This is a genomic window from Herbaspirillum chlorophenolicum (genome assembly GCF_001189955.1).
GTDB classification, from domain to species: Bacteria; Pseudomonadota; Gammaproteobacteria; order Burkholderiales; family Burkholderiaceae_D; genus Herbaspirillum; species Herbaspirillum chlorophenolicum.
Window position 1 is genome coordinate 1 of sequence record NZ_LFLT01000170.1, and the last position, 539, is coordinate 539.

General features: G+C 64.6%; 1 protein-coding gene. It reads right to left on the reverse strand.

All coding sequences use genetic code 11. From position 1 onward, the window contains the following. Window positions 1-128 precede the first annotated feature (128 nt). The coding region (locus AKL28_RS24975; protein ID WP_462491138.1) for a DUF1120 domain-containing protein at window positions 129-539 on the reverse strand (411 nt) is incomplete at its 5' end.

Here is a 539-nt window from a genome sequence, read left to right on the forward strand (position 1 = left end):
CCGGAGGGGATTTTCCTTTCCGGAAACAAAAAAGCCCGCTTCGCGGACGAAGCGGGCAAGTGGCCCTCAGGGAGGGCCAGGGAAGACGATTGCAGGATGGCCTCAGGAAAACTGCGGATGTTGCCGGCTTACAGGTACTTCACTTCGATGGTGGCCGAACCGTCCAGGTTGATGTCCTGGGTCAGGTTCAGGTTTTCAGGCTTGTTCAGCACGGCAGTCACGGACAGGGTGCCGGAGATGGTCTGGTAGGAACCCGGGGCAGTGCCGCCAGCCGGCGCCCAGGACAGCATGCGTCCTGTGGCCATGCCGCCGGCGTTGACCTTGCTCCAGCTCGGGGTGGCCGAGACCGCCGAACCGATGGTGTCCACGGCAGCGCCGTCGCCGGTGAAGGAACCTTGCTTCATGGAGAAGTGGAAGGCGCCGATGTTCTTGCCGGCGGCAGCGCCCAGGCCGAACATGCTGGCTTCGGTGGCCGTGGCCGAGACCAGCGAGGCCAGGCCGTTCACCTTGCTGGCGGCCTTGTTGTCGACGGCGGTCAC